14 protein-coding genes and 8 tRNA genes are annotated in these 15,931 nt (G+C 41.0%); 17 read left to right on the top strand and 5 right to left on the bottom strand.

Annotated features, from left to right (window positions below; all coding sequences use genetic code 11):
* Window positions 1-28: 28 nt before the first annotated feature.
* The 4 genes from QMA12_RS16765 to hemA are packed head-to-tail and all read right to left on the bottom strand — an operon-like array spanning window position 29 to window position 4,815.
* Complete coding sequence (locus tag QMA12_RS16765) at window positions 29-1,567, bottom strand: DUF3369 domain-containing protein (protein WP_290210762.1); 1,539 nt, start codon at window positions 1,565-1,567, stop codon at window positions 29-31.
* 53 nt (window positions 1,568-1,620) lie between these two features.
* Complete coding sequence (gene prmC, locus QMA12_RS16760; protein WP_290210735.1) at window positions 1,621-2,463, bottom strand: peptide chain release factor N(5)-glutamine methyltransferase; 843 nt, start codon at window positions 2,461-2,463, stop codon at window positions 1,621-1,623.
* A 2-nt stretch (window positions 2,464-2,465) separates the two neighbouring features.
* Window positions 2,466-3,551: a peptide chain release factor 1 gene (prfA, locus tag QMA12_RS16755; protein ID WP_290210734.1), complete on the bottom strand. Its 1,086-nt coding sequence runs from the start codon at window positions 3,549-3,551 to the stop codon at window positions 2,466-2,468.
* 7 nt (window positions 3,552-3,558) lie between these two features.
* Complete coding sequence (gene hemA / locus QMA12_RS16750; RefSeq protein ID WP_290210733.1) at window positions 3,559-4,815, bottom strand: glutamyl-tRNA reductase; 1,257 nt, start codon at window positions 4,813-4,815, stop codon at window positions 3,559-3,561.
* An 83-nt stretch (window positions 4,816-4,898) separates the two neighbouring features.
* Between hemA and lolB the strand changes: the two genes are divergently transcribed.
* The 14 genes from lolB to QMA12_RS16680 all read left to right on the top strand — a co-directional run bounded on the left by lolB (window position 4,899) and on the right by QMA12_RS16680 (window position 11,329).
* Complete coding sequence (gene lolB / locus QMA12_RS16745) at window positions 4,899-5,495, top strand: lipoprotein insertase outer membrane protein LolB (RefSeq protein WP_290210732.1); 597 nt, start codon at window positions 4,899-4,901, stop codon at window positions 5,493-5,495.
* The gene (ispE, locus tag QMA12_RS16740; protein WP_290210731.1) at window positions 5,488-6,369 is read left to right on the top strand and encodes a 4-(cytidine 5'-diphospho)-2-C-methyl-D-erythritol kinase; all 882 of its coding nucleotides are present in this window, start codon (window positions 5,488-5,490) and stop codon (window positions 6,367-6,369) included. The genes lolB and ispE overlap by 8 nt, the downstream gene beginning before the upstream one ends.
* A 76-nt stretch (window positions 6,370-6,445) precedes the next feature.
* Window positions 6,446-7,393: a ribose-phosphate pyrophosphokinase gene (locus QMA12_RS16735; RefSeq protein WP_290210730.1), complete on the top strand. Its 948-nt coding sequence runs from the start codon at window positions 6,446-6,448 to the stop codon at window positions 7,391-7,393.
* A 150-nt stretch (window positions 7,394-7,543) separates the two neighbouring features.
* Window positions 7,544-8,161: a 50S ribosomal protein L25/general stress protein Ctc gene (locus tag QMA12_RS16730; protein WP_290210729.1), complete on the top strand. Its 618-nt coding sequence runs from the start codon at window positions 7,544-7,546 to the stop codon at window positions 8,159-8,161.
* An 18-nt stretch (window positions 8,162-8,179) separates the two neighbouring features.
* Window positions 8,180-8,764 (top strand): aminoacyl-tRNA hydrolase, encoded by a 585-nt coding sequence (pth, locus tag QMA12_RS16725; protein WP_356948027.1) that lies wholly within the window; start codon window positions 8,180-8,182, stop codon window positions 8,762-8,764.
* A 49-nt stretch (window positions 8,765-8,813) separates the two neighbouring features.
* A complete protein-coding gene (ychF, locus tag QMA12_RS16720) occupies window positions 8,814-9,905 on the top strand; it encodes a redox-regulated ATPase YchF (RefSeq protein WP_290210728.1) in 1,092 nt (363 codons plus the stop codon).
* Window positions 9,906-10,183: 278 nt separating this feature from the next.
* Window positions 10,184-10,260: transfer RNA gene (locus tag QMA12_RS16715), tRNA-Met, on the top strand.
* Between the two features lie 67 nt (window positions 10,261-10,327).
* A tRNA-Leu gene (locus tag QMA12_RS16710) sits at window positions 10,328-10,412 on the top strand.
* A gap of 39 nt (window positions 10,413-10,451) precedes the next feature.
* Window positions 10,452-10,526: transfer RNA gene (locus tag QMA12_RS16705), tRNA-Gln, on the top strand.
* Window positions 10,527-10,531: 5 nt separating this feature from the next.
* A tRNA-Met gene (locus tag QMA12_RS16700) sits at window positions 10,532-10,608 on the top strand.
* Between the two features lie 169 nt (window positions 10,609-10,777).
* Window positions 10,778-10,862, top strand: a tRNA-Leu gene (locus tag QMA12_RS16695).
* A gap of 40 nt (window positions 10,863-10,902) precedes the next feature.
* Window positions 10,903-10,977 (top strand) — tRNA-Gln (locus QMA12_RS16690).
* Between the two features lie 153 nt (window positions 10,978-11,130).
* A tRNA-Leu gene (locus tag QMA12_RS16685) sits at window positions 11,131-11,215 on the top strand.
* Between the two features lie 39 nt (window positions 11,216-11,254).
* Window positions 11,255-11,329: transfer RNA gene (locus tag QMA12_RS16680), tRNA-Gln, on the top strand.
* 133 nt (window positions 11,330-11,462) lie between these two features.
* On the opposite strand, the gene QMA12_RS16675 is transcribed toward QMA12_RS16680, so the two are convergent.
* Window positions 11,463-12,632, bottom strand: a complete 1,170-nt coding sequence (locus tag QMA12_RS16675) for an FAD-dependent oxidoreductase (protein ID WP_290210727.1) — start codon at window positions 12,630-12,632, stop codon at window positions 11,463-11,465.
* A 270-nt stretch (window positions 12,633-12,902) separates the two neighbouring features.
* Here QMA12_RS16675 and miaB point away from each other — a divergent pair, with 270 nt between their 5' ends.
* Genes miaB through ybeY form a run of 3 tightly spaced genes read left to right on the top strand, consistent with a single transcriptional unit; the run spans window position 12,903 to window position 15,924 of the window.
* The gene (gene miaB, locus QMA12_RS16670) at window positions 12,903-14,348 is read left to right on the top strand and encodes a tRNA (N6-isopentenyl adenosine(37)-C2)-methylthiotransferase MiaB (RefSeq protein ID WP_290210726.1); all 1,446 of its coding nucleotides are present in this window, start codon (window positions 12,903-12,905) and stop codon (window positions 14,346-14,348) included.
* Window positions 14,349-14,399: 51 nt separating this feature from the next.
* A complete protein-coding gene (locus tag QMA12_RS16665) occupies window positions 14,400-15,461 on the top strand; it encodes a PhoH family protein (RefSeq protein WP_290210760.1) in 1,062 nt (353 codons plus the stop codon).
* A gap of 4 nt (window positions 15,462-15,465) precedes the next feature.
* Complete coding sequence (gene ybeY / locus QMA12_RS16660) at window positions 15,466-15,924, top strand: rRNA maturation RNase YbeY (protein WP_256826926.1); 459 nt, start codon at window positions 15,466-15,468, stop codon at window positions 15,922-15,924.
* Window positions 15,925-15,931: the final 7 nt, after the last annotated feature.

The following is a 15,931-nucleotide window of genomic DNA, read 5'->3' as shown; positions in this document are numbered from 1 at the left end:
ATCTTAGTTTATAAAAATGACGGTGTAATTAATCTGGGTATAACGCTAATATTTTCTCTAATTCATCTACTTGTTGATTAAATACATCAACTAATTTCGGCTCAAAATGCTTGCCTTTTTGCTCGTTGATTTCACTCACAACGGCCTCAACACCCCACGCTTCTTTGTAACAACGCTTATGGCGAAGTGCATCGTACACATCGGCTAATGCCACAATGCGACCAAATATATGAATGTTTTCACCTGCTAATCCCTGTGGATATCCGCTGCCATCCCATTTTTCATGATGATCACGGGCTATCTCAGCTCCCGCCTTAACAATATCGCGTTTCGACCCTTTTAATATTGTATGACCTTTTTCAGTATGGGTTTGCATTATTGCCCACTCTTCAGTAGTTAGCTTGTCAGGTTTATTTAAAATAGCATCGGGTATACCGACCTTACCTACATCGTGCAACGGTGAAGCTAAGCGAATTAATTCAGCTTCTCGCTTTGATAAACCATAGCCCAAGGCCAATAAGTTACATATATGCGACACACGCTTAACATGATTGCCAGTCTCAGTTGAACGTTGTTCGAGCGCTTCACTTAAGCGCAAAACGAGCTCTTGTTGCGTGGCTTCAACTTCTGACTGCAATTGCACATTTTCATACGCTAGCTGTACATTTTGTGAAAATATTTCAATCAAATGACGTTGAGTATCTGTTAAATATTGCGGAATTCCTGAAATGAACAGCATTGAATTATGGTTATATTCACTGCAACAATAGGCGAACAAGTAGTTATTTTTATAAACAATTGTTTTATCTTGCAATGCTTGTTTGCATGCAAGTAGTTGCTCATTATCAAGCACGTCTTCAATTGCTTTACCTTCGCTGCGTTCAAAGTCTCCTCGGCCAGAAAAAACAACTAACTTTTTTTGATTATCGTCTGGGTTACTCGCCACTAGGCTGGTTGCATACATCGCTTTATCAACTGTCCCTAACAAAGAGGTTAACTGTTGCATAACCCCTTCGATGAAGTTTTCTAGTGAATGAGCAGCAAAGATATCTCTTGAGGCTTTAATTATTTTTTCGAGCCCTTGGCGAGATTGCTCAATTGATAAAATATCGCGATAAGAACGTAAGCTCGACATCACCACAGTAAATAACTTTTGTGCGGTAAGCTCTGTCTTCGATTTATAATCGTTTATATCATAATTAACAATCACTTGGCGTTCAGGAGCCTGCCCTGGCTGACCGGTGCGGAGAATGATTCGGATATGATTATTTTTTGCTGTTTCGCGGATATACTGGGCGACTTTCAAACCTGCATCATCTGTTTCCATGACCACATCAAGTAGCACAATTGCTGCATCAGGGTGATTATCGATCATTGTTTTGGCTTCTTCGCCAGAATAAGCACTAATAAACTCTAAGCGTTTGTCTTGAAATTCAAAGTCACTTAATGCCAGTTTAGTAACCGCATGTACTTCAGGTTCATCATCAACAATAATGACTTTCCAGGTTCCCTGAACAATATTACTTACTTCTTCTTGTGGCTCATCCGAAAACAAAAAATCATTCATCACATTGGGTCCTTAGAAGGCAGTTACATTTTATTCTCACAGCGCTTTGTTGTTTATTTCGGCCACTGTGCGAACGTTACACGATCATTATTTGCTAAATCTTTCATTGTAAGTATATTTGTATACGCCATTTGTGCAAAAAAACTATGCACTTTAATACTTTGTTGATAACCATGCTCAAACAGTAGATAGCCATTTGGCGCTAAATAGTTCCTCGCTTGAGTGATAATATGCTTAATATCAGCCATACCATCATCATCAGCAACCAATGCTGATAGAGGTTCAAAACGAACATCCCCTTGGGTTAGATGTTCATCATTGTGCTCAATATAGGGCGGGTTACTTACTATTAAATCAAACTTTTGATTGCTGACTTCACTAAACCAGTTACTTTGTAAAAAAGTAACGTGCTGCAAACCTAATCGCTGTTTATTTATTGTCGATAATGCAACCGCTTGCGCTATGCGGTCAACCCCTGTGATTTGCCAATTTGCTTTTTCAGAAGCCAATGCCAAAGCAATTGCCCCTGTTCCCGTGCCTAAATCAAGAACCTTGGCATTATCGTTAAGCGGTAAATCAAGTGCAACTTCAACTAAAGTTTCGGTATCTGGACGAGGTATGAGCGTGGTGGCATTAACCTGCAGTGGCAAACTCCAAAACTCGCGTGTGCCAGTAATATGCGCAACAGGCTCCCCCTTTAAGCGGCGCTGACAATAACTATCAAATAATTGTTGTTGTTGAACAGTTAGCTGTTTTTCAGGCCAAGAAAACAAATAACTTCGTGGCTTTTGTAATACCTCAAGTAATAATACTTGCGCATCTAACTTGGCGCTGTCAGTGCTATTTTGCAAAAGCAAAGTAGCACTGTGGATAGCCGATTCAACCGTGTCTGTCACCGTTATTCATCACCCATCGCTGCGAGTAAATCAGCTTGGTGCTCTTGCATCAGCGGCTCAACAACACAACCTAAGTCACCAGCGATCACTTCGTTTAAACGATACAGTGTTAAGTTAATGCGGTGATCAGTAATTCGACCTTGTGGGTAGTTATAAGTACGAATACGCTCTGAACGGTCACCACTTCCCACTAAGTTACGACGTTCAGAGGCTTCTGCCGCGTGACGTTTTTCATCTTCAGCTTGTTGTAAGCGAGCAGCAAGTACTGACATCGCTTTAGCACGGTTTTTATGTTGTGAACGCTCATCCTGACACTCCACCACAACACCTGTTGGAATGTGCGTGATACGTATTGCTGAGTCGGTTTTATTAACATGCTGACCACCTGCACCCGAGGCGCGAAATGTATCAACTTTAATATCTGCGGTATTTATTTCAATGGCTTCCGCCTCAGGAATTTCGGCCATAACAGCTACCGTACACGCAGAGGTATGTACACGCCCTTGCGATTCGGTCTCTGGTACACGCTGAACACGGTGCGCGCCTGATTCAAATTTTAGTTGGCCGTAAACACCTTCACCGCTGATGTTTGCAATAACTTCCTTAAAGCCGCCGTGCTCACCTTCGTTCGTACTGACAACTTCGACTTTCCATTTTTTTGTTTCAGCGTAGCGGGTATACATACGGAACAAATCACCTGCAAATATGGCCGCTTCATCTCCCCCGGTTCCTGCTCGCACTTCTAAAAATACGTTATTATTATCACGCGGATCCTTTGGTAGCATCAGCACTTGAATTTGATCTTCAATGATTTGAATCTGCGATTTTGCTTCTTTGTATTCTTCTTGCGCCATTTCACGCATATCAGGGTCTGAATCTTTTAGCATTTCTTCAGCGGTAGCAACATCGTCTTGTGACTGCTGGTACGATAAAAATGCTTTTACGATTTCTTCCAGCTCCGAGTATTCTTTTGAAAGAGCACGAAAGCGATTTTGATCGCTGATAACCGAGGGGTCACTTAGCAGCGCTTGCACTTCTTCATAACGCTCAACTAAGGTTTCTAATTTACGATAAACGGACTCTTTCATGTAACTGCTATTCCTGATCAATACCTAACATTTTCTTTAATTGGCTTAACTGATCAACTTCACCTTTTTTCGCCGCATCTTGAATTGCACGGGTAGGCGCGTGCATTAAACGGTTGGTTAATTTGTTGGCCAGCTCTAAAATTACTTTTTCTGCATCTTTTCCGGTTGTTAATTGGCTGATAGCCTTATCAACCAGCTCAGACTTTATATCTTGTACATCTTGACGATAACTGCGGATTAGATCGACAGAATCAAGTGAACGCATCCACATTGCAAATTCAGCACTGCGATGAGTAATAATATCTTGTGCTTCTTCTGCCGCTTGCTCGCGTGAGGCGATATTCTCGCTCACAATGGCTTGTAAGTCATCAACGGAATACAAATAGGCAGCATCAAGCTCCCCTACTTGGCTTTCAATATCCCGGGGAACCGCAATATCTATAAATAACATTGGTTTATTACGACGTTGTTTAAGCGCTTGTTCCACTACACCTTTACCAATGATAGGCAAAGTACTAGCGGTGGAACTAATAACTATATCAGCTTGGTGCAAACGCTCAGGTAATTGTGCTAATGCGATTACATCAGCTGATACGTCTTGAGCTAAAGAACGAGCTCGTTCTATTGTGCGATTAGCAACGGTTATTTGCTGAGGTTCGTTTTGATATAAGTGTTTAGCAACCAATTCAATGGTTTCGCCTGCGCCGATAAGCAACACTTTAGTCTTATTTAGTTTTCCGTATATATGCTTTGCTAAATTAACTGCGGCATATGCAACAGATACAGCGCTTGCTCCAATGTCAGTTTCAGTGCGCACTTGTTTTGCCACTGAAAACGTTTTTTGAAATAAACGGTCGAATACCACATCAACAGAGTTGTGGTTTTTTGCACTATTATACGCCTGTTTTATTTGGCCAAGTATTTGTGGCTCACCTAAGACAAGCGAATCTAAGCCGCAAGAGACGCGCATCAAATGGTTAATGGCTTCGTTATCTTGGTGGCAATATATATTATTGCTCAGTTCTTGTTCATCTAAACCATGGAAACTGGCTAACCATTGCAACAGTATTTGGGAATTTTGCTGAGCAAGGCTACAATAGATTTCTGTACGGTTACAGGTTGATACGATAACCGCTTCATTAAACTGATCATGATCACTCAATTGCTGTAATGCTTCTGATAATTGCTCAGGTGAAAATGCGACTTTTTCACGCAGTTCTACAGATGCGGTTTTATGATTAATACCAAGTGCTACTATGGTCATATGTGCCAAATATTGCTAAGCCATGCTCGAAAGGCAGTAATTTTACCAAAAATCATTGGAATATGGAAAGTAAGGAACGACATTTGATTCGACTATATTTGATTTTACTCACATTTTTTTTATTTTTAAGTGGTTGCGCACAGCAAATTGACCCCCAAACGTCTCTTTATGTTGATTGGAAAGCAAAACTTTTAGCGCAAAATACATGGCAAGTTGAGGGGAAACTGGCATTTATTAGCCCCGATGAACGTCAATCAGCTAATTTAAATTGGCAACAACAAGATGACTTTAATGAACTGATACTCACTACTTTTATTGGCACTCGCGTATTAGCACTTAAGCAAGATGTTCAAGGCGCAGAGCTTGAGTATGACGGTGATACTTATCACGATACAAATGCAGCACAATTATTAAATCGTTTAACTGGATTTACTATCCCAATGGACAGTGCCGATGATTGGCTTAAAGGCACGGTTTCGAATGAGTCTTTGCAAGTAGATGAGCTTGGACGCGCAAAGAATGTAATGTGGCAGTCTCTCAACGGTCAAAAATGGCATATTAGCTACGGTGATTACCAACAATATGCAGGATTTTGGTTACCAAAAAAACTGACTTTGAAACATCAAAACATCAAAATAAAAATTCAATTATACCAATGGTACTTCAACAAACATGACTAATAGCACACTAACTCAATTTTCATTATTAGCCCCTGCTAAACTCAATTTATTTTTACATATAAATGGTCGTCGTGATGATGGCTATCATGAACTTGAAACCCTGTTCACATTTTTAAATTATGGCGATCAATTAGAATTTACTTTATTAAAAACCAACGCTATTGAGTTAACTGGTGACACTGAAAATATCCCTTTAGCGGACAATTTGATTTATAAAGCAGCTGTATTATTGCAAAAGCATACAAAAACCAGCCTTGGTGCAAAAATAAATTTAACTAAAATTTTGCCAATGGGAGGCGGTGTTGGTGGTGGTTCCTCTGATGCAGCAACCACCCTTTTAGCCCTCAATACATTATGGCAGTGTAAGCTTTCTCTTACTGAATTAGCACATTTGGGCGTGACCCTTGGTGCAGACGTTCCTGTATTTATAAATGGTCGAAGTGCCTTAGCACAAGGGATTGGTGAGAAGTTGGTCGACGTTGAGCTTGCACAAAAATGGTATTGTGTGGTTCATCCAAGTGAGCATGTTAGTACCGCTAAAATTTTTACTCACCCAGATTTAACACGTAACACACCAAAGCTCAAAGGTGATTGGCAACAGCAAGTTTTACGTAATGACTGCGAGCCATTAGTTAAAAAGCTCTGCCCTGAGGTTGAAAAAACCCTCCAGTGGTTGCTAAAATACGCCCCGTCTAAGATGACTGGCACTGGCTCATGTTGTTTTGTTGAATTTGCAACGCAAATAGAAGCACAACATGTTCTTGAAAATCTCCCCCATAATTGGGACGGTTTTATTGCCAGTAGCGTTAATACCTCTCCTGCCCATACGCAGTTGAACGCGATTCATTTAAGCAATCAAGTAACGTACAAGTAAAATACAATGTAAGTTAACAAATGACGCAATTGCCTCGTTTGTTAGTCCCAAAATTCAGTGCCTGAGGAACCCTACCGTGCCTGACATGAAGCTCTTCGCTGGTAACGCAACACCTGAGTTAGCTCAAAAAGTTGCAAAACGTTTATATATTGAAGTAGGCGATGCTGTTGTTGGCCGTTTTAGCGACGGTGAGATCAGTGTTCAAATTAATGAAAATGTTCGTGGCTCGGATGTTTTTATTGTGCAATCAACCTGTGCCCCAACTAACGATAACCTAATGGAGTTAATCGTTATGGTTGATGCATTACGTCGTGCGTCTGCAGGACGTATTACAGCCGTCATTCCTTATTTTGGTTATTCTCGTCAAGACCGTCGTGTACGTTCTGCTCGTGTGCCAATTACTGCAAAAGTTGTTGCTGATTTCCTATCAAGTGTAGGTGTTGACCGCGTTCTTACGGTTGACTTACACGCAGAGCAAATCCAAGGCTTCTTTGATGTGCCAGTTGATAACGTATTTGGTAGCCCAGTATTATTGGAAGATATGAAGGAACGTCAATTTGATGATGTTGTTGTTGTATCTCCTGATATTGGTGGTGTAGTACGTGCCCGTGCTATCGCTAAACTACTCAACGATACTGACCTTGCTATTATTGATAAACGTCGTCCACAAGCAAATGTTTCTCAAGTAATGCATATTATCGGTGACGTTGAAGGCCGTGACTGTATCATTGTTGATGACATGATCGACACCGGTGGTACTTTATGTAAAGCAGCTGAAGCATTAAAAGAACATGGCGCTAAGCGTGTTTTTGCTTATGCAACACACCCTGTTTTATCAGGTGCTGCAGCAGAGAACATTCGTAATTCAGTCATTGATGAAGTAATTGTTACCGATTCAATCCCATTAACTGAAGAATTAAAAACAATTGACAAAATTAAAGTACTGACATTGGCAGATATGCTTGCTGAAACGATTCGTCGTATTAGCAACGAAGAGTCTATCTCTGCGATGTTTGAACATTAAGAACACTTTTATTAGTGATTAAAGCGCCTAAATGGCGCTTTTTTTTACCCCTGTGTTTCTTTTGCTAATAGGTGGTGGTATGATAGCGCGCCTTTTGGCTAGGGACCTTGGTCGCAAAGGCCCTAACACTTTTAAATTACTGGAGACATTATGTCTAATACAACTTACACTTATGACGCTGAACTTCGCGTAGAAACTGGTACTGGTGCGAGCCGCCGCCTACGTCGCGAAGACAAAGTACCTGCAATCCTATACGGTGCAGATAAAGAAGCAGTAGCGCTTACTCTTGCTCATAAAGATATGATCAAAGCACAAGAAAGCGAAGGTTTTTACACTCACATTCTTACGCTTAACATTGGCGGCGAGTCTGTTGAAGCTATCTTAAAAGATATTCAACGTCACCCATTCAAGCCAAAGCTTACTCACCTTGATTTCCAACGTGTTGACGCTACTCATAAGCTTCATACTAAAGTTCCTCTTCACTTCATCGGCGAAGATAAAGTAACTAAACTTGGTGCGACTGTTGTTCACCAGTTAACTGAAGTTGAAATCACATGTCTTCCAAAAGCACTTCCAGAATTCGTTGAAGTTGACGTTTCTGACCTAGTAGCTGGTGATTCAATCCACCTTTCTGAACTTAAACTTCCTTCTGGCGTTCAATCAGTTGAACTTGCTAAAGGTGAAGGCCACGATCAGTCAATAGTTACTATTAAAGCTAACAAAGCAGCTCCAGCTGAAGACGAAGAAGCTTCAGACGCTGCAGAATAATATTTAAGGTCTTGCACCTTGAATTCTATTCAAATGCTTGTGGGCCTGGCTAATCCAGGCCCCGAATACGCAAACACACGCCACAATGCAGGTGCTTGGTTCATCGAGCAACTCGCAGCACGCTACAACTGTACGCTTAAACACGATCCTAAATATCACGGCCTTACCGGCAAAGTGATCATTCAAGGCCAAGAATTCAAATTATTGATCCCCACCACTTACATGAATTTAAGTGGTAAATCGGTCAGTAGTTTAGCCAATTTTTTCAAAATCCCTATTGAAAACATCTTAGTTGCACATGATGAAATGGATTTAGACCCGGGCGTTGCTAAATTAAAGAAAGGCGGCGGACATGGCGGTCATAATGGCTTAAAAGACATTATTGCAAAAATGGCAAATCAAAAAGACTTTATGCGTTTACGCGTTGGTATAGGTCATCCTGGACATCGTGAAATGGTCACTGGTTGGGTGCTTGGAAAAGCAGCCAAAGAAGACCAAGAAAAAATGGATGCCGCTGTAGATGAAGCAGTTCGTTGTATGGAAATACTTGCAAAAGACGGTGTGTTAAAAGCACAAAACAGACTTCATTCGTTTAAACCCTAGTAACATAGTTATTAAATCGGTTGAACGGATCTAAACAAGGTATCTTACTATGGGTTTTAAATGTGGTATCGTTGGTTTACCAAATGTTGGTAAATCTACATTATTTAATGCATTAACCAAAGCGGGCATTGAAGCCGCTAACTTCCCTTTTTGTACCATCGAACCAAACACAGGTGTGGTTCCGGTTCCTGACGCTCGCTTAGACGAACTTGCAAAAATAGTTAATCCTCAGCGCATTCTTCCAACCAGTATGGAGTTTGTCGATATTGCAGGATTAGTAAAAGGCGCATCAAAAGGTGAAGGTCTAGGTAATCAATTTTTAGCCAATATTCGTGAAACAGATGCGATTGGCCATGTTGTGCGTTGCTTTGAAGACGAAAACGTCATTCACGTTGCAGGTACTATTGATCCAGCTGACGATATCGATGTAATCAACACTGAGCTAGTACTTGCGGATATGGACAGTGCTGATAAGGCGCTTTTCCGTAATGCTAAAAAAGCAAAAGGCGGCGATAAAGACGCAAAAGAGCAAAATGCTGTGCTTGAAAAAGTAAAAGTACACCTTGATGAAGGGTTAACTTTACGTTCTTTAGAACTAACTAAAGAAGAAAAAGCTGCCATTGCTTCTATCAACTTTTTAACTATCAAACCAACTATGTATATTGCTAACGTTGCTGAAGATGGTTTTGAAAATAACCCGCTCCTTGACCGCGTACGTGAAATTGCAGCAGCAGAAGATGCTGTTGTTGTTCCTGTATGTGCAGCGATTGAGTCAGAGCTTTCTGAGCTTGAAGAAGAAGACAAACTTGAATTTATGGCTGACCTTGGTTTAGCAGAACCTGGGCTTAACCTCGTAATCCGTGGTGGCTATGAATTACTCCATCTACAAACTTACTTTACGGCTGGCGTAAAAGAAGTTCGTGCATGGACCATCCCTGTTGGTGCAACGGCACCACAAGCAGCAGGTAAAATCCATACCGACTTTGAACGTGGCTTTATCCGCGCACAAACGATTGCTTATGATGACTACATCTCTTTTAAAGGGGAAAGTGGTGCAAAAGAAGCAGGTAAAATGCGTCAAGAAGGTAAAGAGTACATTGTTAAAGATGGCGATGTAATGAACTTCTTGTTCAACGTATAGTTACTATTTACGCTAAATAATGTTTGGCGATGATTTTAAAGGCTCGTATTTACGAGCCTTTTTTGTTTTTGTGCTATTATCGAATAATAGTAACGCGAAGATTTTTGCTTTCAGACTTGTTAAAAAAACACCGTTTTTAATAAAAAATAGCCTCTTCGCTTAATTTTCCTGCAAACAAACCCTGATAAGTGTTTTTTTGCAAAAAAGGTGTTGACGGATTTGGGTCATATCAGCATAATACGCCCCGCACTCAGCGATGAAGTGCTAACAAAAAAGATGGCTAAGTAGCTCAGCTGGTTAGAGCACATCACTCATAATGATGGGGTCACAGGTTCAAATCCCGTCTTAGCCACCATTCTTTTTTGTACTCAATGAAGAGTTTAAAATAACTACCATCTATTTGATTAACTCAAATTGATAATGCGGGAGTGGCGGAATTGGTAGACGCGCTGGATTTAGGTTCCAGTAACTTAGGTTGTGAGAGTTCAAGTCTCTCCTTCCGCACCATGTTCTTGATAAGAATTAAAATTATCACTTGTTTTCTGTTGGGATATCGCCAAGCGGTAAGGCACCAGGTTTTGATCCTGGCATTCCCAGGTTCAAATCCTGGTATCCCAGCCAACAATGGCTAAGTAGCTCAGCTGGTTAGAGCACATCACTCATAATGATGGGGTCACAGGTTCAAATCCCGTCTTAGCCACCATTTCTTATTTTAGAAGTGGCTCTGCAAGAGTTAAATTGCACTCAATGAAGAGTTTAAAATAACTACCATGTGTTTTATTACACAAATATGCGGGAGTGGCGGAATTGGCAGTTGTCTTGAATTAGACGCTGGATTTAGGTTCCAAAACAGTATTACCTGTATACTCGATGCGGGAGTGGCGGAATTGGTAGACGCGCTGGATTTAGGTTCCAGTAACTTCGGTTGTGAGAGTTCAAGTCTCTCCTTCCGCACCATGTTCTTGATAAGAACTAAAACTATCAAATAATTCTTAGTTGGGATATCGCCAAGCGGTAAGGCACCAGGTTTTGATCCTGGCATTCCCAGGTTCAAATCCTGGTATCCCAGCCAACTTCTTCTACCAAAGAAATGTTGTTTAAGAATGACTCTCGCTATGAGTATAAAAAAAGCAAACCCTTTGATGCGGGAGTGGCGGAATTGGCAGTTGTCTTGAATTAGACGCTGGATTTAGGTTCCAAAACAATTAATTGCATTCTAAGAACTGCGGGAGTGGCGGAATTGGTAGACGCGCTGGATTTAGGTTCCAGTAACTTCGGTTGTGAGAGTTCAAGTCTCTCCTTCCGCACCATGTTCTTAATTAGAACTAAAACTCATCCAAATTTAGAGTTGGGATATCGCCAAGCGGTAAGGCACCAGGTTTTGATCCTGGCATTCCCAGGTTCAAATCCTGGTATCCCAGCCAATTTCTTACTACCTCCCTCTTTAATCTTTAATCTTTAATCTTTAATCTTTAATCTTTAATCTTTAATCTTTAATCTTTAATCTTTAATCAAAATTGTTTGAGTGAGCTTTCACCCACTCCACTTGTAATTTAGTTATTTCAATTCACCACTAATCGCATATTTCAAAACCCAGTTTTTTACCGGACCGGTATTATTCGCTAACTTTAAAAAGCGGTTACGCGCCCATTGTAAAGGTGTCAATTGATTCGAAAAACCAAAATAACAAGCATCCATCATACTCATCATCAACAAGTTTGCTTTGCGACGGGTTTGCTCGTAGTGTTTAAGGTGTTTCACAGCACCAATGTCATCTGCTGCTGCTAAAATATCACCAAGGGCTGCTACATCTTGAAAGCCAAGATTTACCCCCTGCCCAGCTAAAGGATTTATCGTATGTGCTGCATCTCCCACTAATACTAAACGTCCTGCTGAATATTTATTAGCGTGTTGGCGAGCAAGTGGGAAGACCGCTTGATTAACAATTTCAAAATCACCTGCTAGGGGCGCAAAGTTTTCGATTATTTGTTGTTTTAACTGCACTTTGGTTAATTTATTTAAACTTTGTAACTTAGCTGCGTCGTCATACCAAATTAAATTAGCATAAGGAGCCTGCATAGGTAAAAATGCAACTGGGCCAGTAGGTTTAAACTGTTGCCATGTTTTAATCTGCTGCGGGGCATCCAATTTAATCAAAACGCCCATACAGTGTTGTTGATATTGCCAACCAGTTACCCCAATATTTGCTTGTGTGCGTAATTGAGACTGGCCGCCGTCTGCTGCGATGACTAAATCAGCACTGTAACGCTCTTCACCATAAATTAGGCTAATATCTTGCGTTGTTTGTTCAATAGCACAAATCGGTGACTTAATATCAAGTACTTCAATATCATGTTGTTCAAACTGCTGCCATAAACTGGCTTGAATTAATTTGTTCTCGATTAAATGACCCAAATGTGAAGCGTTAATATCGTTACAATCAAACAAAAGGTTATCGCCTATACGTTCAAACGCTTCTAATTGCTGATATGGCGCTAAGCGTGACTGTTTTAAATACGCCATAGCACCCAGATCATCTAACAGGTTTTCAGAAAAACGATTAATAGCAGATACGCGTATATCGATAGTCTCGCTTTGCAGTACTTGCTCAGCATTAATAGGTCGTTGTTCTATCACACGTACATCACAACCTTGTTTTGCTAACTTTACTGCCATTGCGGCACCGACCATCCCACCGCCAACAACAATAACTTTGTTTTTTTTCATATTTTTAATCACAACTAAGGTCACTAATTATGGAGTTGATTGTAACGTACTTAGTTGAAAAAATGCGAGTTGCTTTAATCCTTAGCCGTACAATTGCACAGTTTGTTTGATTTCAAACCACAAAGATCAAATCTATACTTGGATCTGGGCGGGTATCCAGATAAAATACGCGTCCTTTAAGTTAGCGGGCATTTAAATGCTCACATCACTTAATCCTGTTTCTAGCACACTTTAGTGCCACTACCGAATTGAAAACGAGGCTATATTTCAATGAGTAAAAAGCTGCATATTAAAACTTGGGGTTGTCAGATGAATGAGTACGACTCTCAGAAAATGGCGGATCTCCTCGATGCAACCAACGGCTATCAGTTAACTGAAGAAGCCGGTGAAGCAGATGTCATTCTACTCAATACGTGTTCAATTCGTGAAAAAGCACAAGAAAAGGTGTTTCATCAACTGGGGCGTTGGAAGTTATTAAAAGATGATAAGCCTGATTTAATTATTGGTGTTGGTGGCTGCGTAGCCTCCCAAGAAGGTGACTCTATTCGCCAACGTGCCCCTTTTGTTGATGTGATTTTTGGCCCGCAAACGTTACACCGCTTACCTGAAATGATAAAACAAGTACAAGGTAATAAAGGTAGCTCTGTGGTTGATATTTCATTCCCTGAAATTGAAAAGTTTGACCGCTTACCAGAGCCTAAAGCAGAAGGCCCTAGTGCATTTGTTTCAATCATGGAAGGCTGCTCAAAATACTGTACTTTCTGCGTAGTACCTTATACTCGTGGTGAAGAAGTAAGCCGCCCGCTTGATGACGTATTACTTGAAGTTGCCCAACTTGCAGAACAAGGTGTACGTGAGGTTAACCTACTTGGACAAAACGTGAACGCCTACCGCGGTGAAACTTACGATGGTGAAATTTGTTACTTCTCCGATTTGATTCGGTATGTTGCTGCAATTGATGGTATTGACCGTATTCGTTATACCACATCGCATCCAGTAGAATTTACACCTGATATTATTGACGCCTACGCAGATGTACCTGAGCTGGTTGATCACTTGCACCTACCAGTGCAAAGTGGTTCTGACCGCATTTTAAACTTAATGAAGCGCGGCCATACCGCACTTGAGTACAAATCAACAATTCGTAAGCTGCGTAAAATTCGCCCTAATTTAAGCATGTCGTCTGATTTCATTATTGGTTTTCCTGGTGAAAGTAAGATGGACTTTGAAGCCACAATGAACCTAATTAACGAAATTGGTTTTGATATGAGCTTTAGCTTTATATACAGTGCTCGTCCAGGTACACCTGCCGCTGATTTGCCTGATGATGTATCTGAGCAAGAGAAAAAAGAGCGTTTATACTTATTACAAAACCGTATTACTCAAATGGCGCAGCAAATCAGCCGTCAAATGTTTAATACCGAGCAACGTATACTCGTTGAAGGTCCATCAAAGAAAAATCCTATGGAGCTGCGTGGCCGTACTGAAAACAACCGTGTTGTGAACTTTGTAGGCCCACATAATGTGATCGGTCAGTTTGTTGATGTACGTATTACTGAAGCACTGCCTAACTCTTTACGTGGTGACTTAATTCGTACAGAATCCGAAATGAACTTACGCCGTGATGTTGCTCCTGCTGAAATTTTAAGTAAAGCAGCGCAACCTGAACCACAAGTAACGCCGAATGAAATCGGTGTTGCGACATTTGTTCCGTAGGCGATAATGATTGTGCCAGCAACAGCTGGCACACCACAACAGGAAGCAATTTTGAGTAATCAATTAAAAAAATTAGAGATTTATTTAGAGCCCTCCGACAATAAACGCCTTTCTTCTTTATGCGGCCCGTTTGACGAAAATATCAAACAAATTGAACGCCGCTTGGGCGTCGAGATCACTCATCGCGATAACTACTTCAAAATTACCGGTAAAACAACAAGTGCCTTTGCTGCGATGGAAATCGTTAAAGACTTGTATGTTGAAACCCAGCCTGTACGTGGTGTGGTTAACGATATTGAACCGAACACAGTGCATTTAGCCATAACTGAATCAACAGCCCTCGAACAAGACGAGTTAAGCGAATATGGCAAAGAAGTAGTGATAAAAACGCGTCGAGGAGTGATTAAACCTCGTAACGATAACCAAGGGCATTATGTATCGAATATATTTCGTCACGATATTACCTTTGGTATTGGACCTGCTGGTACGGGTAAAACATACCTAGCAGTAGCCGCAGCCGTTGATGCCCTAGAGCGCCAGGAAATACGCCGAATTCTACTTACCCGCCCCGCTGTAGAAGCGGGTGAGCGACTGGGCTTTCTACCTGGTGATTTAAGCCAGAAAATCGACCCATACCTGCGACCGTTATACGACGCGTTATTTGAAATGATGGGTTTTGAAAAAGTTGAAAAGCTACTTGAACAAAATGTTATTGAAGTAGCGCCACTTGCTTTTATGCGTGGTCGTACACTAAACGATGCCTTTATTATTTTAGATGAAAGCCAAAATACCACTGTAGAACAAATGAAAATGTTCTTAACACGTATCGGCTTTAACTCTAAAGCGGTAATCACTGGTGATATCACCCAAGTTGATTTACCGCGCGGTGCTCGCTCTGGCCTTCGACACGCCATTGAAGTGCTCAGTGATGTTGAAGAAGTCAGTTTTAACTTTTTCCAATCACACGATGTTGTTCGTCACCCTGTTGTTGCCCGTATTGTTGAAGCCTATGAGCGCAACGACGAAGCAGACCGAATTAAACGCGCCGAAAAACAACGCGCTAAAGATTTACTCGCCAATGCCGAGCAATCAGACCCTGAGACTAAAGAGTAATACTGTGACAACAGAACTTGATTTACAAATAGCCTGTGAGTTTGACAACTTACCGAGCCTTGAACAATTCGCCTTATGGGCTAACAAAGTACTCAGTCAATATCGCGACGAATCAGAGCTAACCATTGTTATTGCTGATGAAGAACAAAGCCAACAGCTAAATAATGATTACCGTGGTAAAAATAAGCCGACAAATGTTTTGTCGTTTGAATTTGAAGCACCACCGGGAATTGAACTCCCATTAGTAGGTGATTTAATCATTTGCCCAGCGATTGTTTTAGCCGAAGCAAATGAACAAGAAAAGACCTTTCATGACCACTTTGCCCATATGGTGATCCACGGATGCTTGCATTTACTTGGATTTGACCATATAAAGGATGAAGATGCGAATGAGATGGAAAGCATAGAAAAGCAATTACTTGCCGATCTAGGCATAGCAGACCCATATCGGGACGATATTTAAATTAACG

Origin of the sequence: Pseudoalteromonas sp. APC 3893, from assembly GCF_030408095.1 — a bacterium.
Taxonomy (GTDB): domain Bacteria; phylum Pseudomonadota; class Gammaproteobacteria; order Enterobacterales; family Alteromonadaceae; genus Pseudoalteromonas.
This window is presented reverse-complemented; position numbering and strand designations above follow the sequence as displayed.